Source organism: Enterobacter asburiae (assembly GCF_008080435.1).
In the GTDB taxonomy this organism is placed as follows: Bacteria; Pseudomonadota; Gammaproteobacteria; order Enterobacterales; family Enterobacteriaceae; genus Enterobacter; species Enterobacter asburiae_C.
The window spans coordinates 1-2155 of record NZ_VRKN01000051.1 but is presented as its reverse complement, the minus strand read 5'-3'; the positions used below and the strand labels follow the sequence as shown (position 1 = coordinate 2155).

General features: G+C 50.9%; 2 protein-coding genes. Both read right to left on the bottom strand.

Annotation, left to right across the window (positions count from 1 at the left end):
* Positions 1-34 precede the first annotated feature (34 nt).
* The gene (locus FU672_RS24725; protein WP_148245220.1) at positions 35-1438 is read right to left on the bottom strand and encodes an ISKra4 family transposase; all 1404 of its coding nucleotides are present in this window, start codon (positions 1436-1438) and stop codon (positions 35-37) included.
* Between the two features lie 26 nt (positions 1439-1464).
* Positions 1465-2058, bottom strand: a complete 594-nt coding sequence (locus FU672_RS24720) for a plasmid pRiA4b ORF-3 family protein (protein WP_148245219.1) — start codon at positions 2056-2058, stop codon at positions 1465-1467.
* Between the last annotated feature and the right edge of the window lie 97 nt (positions 2059-2155).

The window sequence follows — 2155 nt, the reverse complement described above, 5'->3', positions numbered from 1 at the left end:
AGGAGAGCATGAAAAACCGTGGGGCAGTCGTAATCTAAGCTGCCATCGCTGATACCTTTCCATCACTTTGTTCGTCCATCGAGAACCCCGGATACCAGCAGGCGAATTTATCCTGCAGCTCGTTATTCAGAACAGCGGTCCGGGTCTGTAACAAATAATGTGCCCCTTTTCTGCTCCACTGCATCTGCTGCTTTTTGGCCATTCGTCTGGCGATCACTTCATTTATCGTTGATTCCACAAACGCCGTTGAAACAGGCTCTCCGTACCGGTGCATTTCACCGTAGTTTGGGATCATCATCTTATTGTTCCGGATGTAGGTATACATTTCATCCAGGTGTTTTTGCAGGGATTTCAGGCCTGCATAGTTGAGCTCAGGGTCATCGCAATACATGACGCAATTATCGATATGCTCCAGTGCGGCGACAACATTGCCATGCCAGAGGTATCGTTTACTGCTTTCCAGAAGCGCAGAAACTTTACTGCCCGTCTCTGGGTCTGACACCTGCAGCCCCTTTGCATACTGCATAAGCACCGTCAGCCGCATCGTAATATGAAACCAGTCAAGCACATGAATTGACTCAGGATACATGCCGAACTGCAGTTCCCTCAGGTTATCCGCACCGTCGGACAGAAAGAAAATCTGCTGGTTGGCCTGCATTCCCTGGGCAGACAAGTGTGCCATGAGCCTGCGTTCCGGATGACAGTCACCCTTCTGGACAAAGCCGAAACGGCGCGTGTCTGTTGGCGCCCCGATTGAAAAAGATTTACCGGTAATAATTTCAAAATTACGCTTTTTGTCATCCCGGTCGCGAACATAACCACCATCAATGCCCACCACAAGCGGTTTCCCTGGTCTGGTCAGGTTACCCCAGTCACGGGGGCAGCCGGAAAGAAAACCAGAATGCGATTCCGCCTCAGCATCAAGACGCTGTGCCACCTGGCATAAATGATTCCTCACCGTTGAGGCATTCAGGCTATCCCCCACCGGCAGAACATCCTTCAGCAGGCGAGTCGTCATTTCATACGAGATCATGGACGCCCAGCGGGTTTCTATATATTTCAGTGAAGGATGGGTGTGATCGCCAGCCCAATCACTGAGCAGACTGACGGTTTTTGTCGCACTTTCTTCGCAACGACACCGCCACACCCGGAGCCCTGAGACAGGAATAATGCCAAACAGTGTCCTGTACTGTATTTTCTGCCGGCCTTTGATCCTGCGCGCCGCAAGGCAGTGAGGACACTGGATATGCTGGCGAGTATATTCATCAGCCTGCTGTTGAACCACCGACTGCTGGACGATATTCAGCAACTGCTTTGACTCTGAAAGCGATAACCCGATATCATTCAGGGCATATCCTGATCTCTGCAATGTCATCAGTTCTTCCGTTCTACTCACGCCTGATTCATCGGTTATGACTACCTGTAGCGTCAATTTCATCGTTGCCTCCTGCGGTGGTATAGACATCAGTCAGTGTCGACGACCCGCCAGATCACTTCAGGCTCCAGTGCCGGAGAGGCAAGGTCGAGTTTGCTCAGTTGCCGATTGATTTTATTGCGGTTGAACAGGACAGCGTCCAGTTCGTCAACAAAGGGGCGGATCTCACCAACCGCTGTTGCATCATCCGCATTAACGATGGCCTCCAGAAACGCCAGCGTCTTATCGGCTTCATCCGCTGCTGTGGCTCCGGGCATTCCATGGCCGTTTATACAAAATGGCGTTTTCAGCATGGAGTCTTCATGAATGGCTTCAACACGGATGTCATGAAGCCAGTGCTCAAAGAAATTGTATTCGTAGGTAAATCGGTCGCCGGTGTCAAAGGCGAAGTCATCAATCACGATCCGGAAGGGGTTATCCGGAAAACCAATGCCACCCTCATAAGAGATATCGTAATCTTTGCCATAAATATGAAACTGGTGAAGGTGATCGTCACCCCAGCCCTGCGCTATCTGGAAAATGAAGTGAAGTGCGGCCAGTGAGGTATCAGCCGCGATTCTTAGTCGACGCCAGACCATGGGACTGACACCACGAACCACGATTTTGATGACGTAGATCTTCATATAGGTTGGCGGTGAGCGTTGTCATGGAAAGGTGCTGGTTATTCTAACCCGGGCAGGTGACCCATTTGGTGACTGCCCCACGGTTTTTCATGCTCTC

Bases quoted from the DNA above. Each gene is read 5' to 3' on its own strand.
- FU672_RS24725 (WP_148245220.1), bottom strand. From the start codon at position 1,438: ATGAAATTGACGCTACAGGTAGTCATAACCGATGAATCAGGCGTGAGT.
- FU672_RS24720 (WP_148245219.1), bottom strand. From the start codon at position 2,058: ATGAAGATCTACGTCATCAAAATCGTGGTTCGTGGTGTCAGTCCCATG.